This is a genomic window from Rouxiella silvae, assembly GCF_002093625.1.
GTDB classification, from domain to species: domain Bacteria; phylum Pseudomonadota; class Gammaproteobacteria; order Enterobacterales; family Enterobacteriaceae; genus Rouxiella; species Rouxiella silvae.
On record NZ_MRWD01000128.1, the window covers coordinates 1 to 376 of the forward strand.

Here is a 376-nt window from a genome sequence, read left to right on the forward strand (position 1 = left end):
TCCGATGATGTATAGCTTAATTTCCCGCCGTTGCCGCCCTCGACAACCAGCGCTGGCGGCGTCGAACCAAAGTCCGCCTTCACAGGCTTGGCCGTGAGCGACGGCGCGTCTTTCAGACCCACGCTGACGTCAGCCGTGACCGCCTGACCCAGGTAGTTGGCGCTCTCCGCCTCCGTCACCGTCACCCTCGCCGTGCCTTGAGCCTTCGCCGTGACCTTACCTTTACTGTCTACGCTGGCGATGTTGAGGCTGTCACTGCGATAACTCAGCGCGCCGCCGTTGCCACCGCCGACCTTAATCCCCTGAGTTTCAAGAACTTTTAGCGTCAGCGGACTCGCGTCCAGCCCAGCCCCGACGCTTTTGTTGACGATAACCG

Annotated in this window: 1 protein-coding gene; it reads right to left on the bottom strand. The window is 61.4% G+C overall.

Annotated elements, in window-relative coordinates; translation table 11 throughout:
- A partial coding sequence (locus tag BS639_RS24630) for an Ig-like domain-containing protein (RefSeq protein ID WP_173882134.1) occupies positions 1-376 on the bottom strand: 376 nt, incomplete at both ends.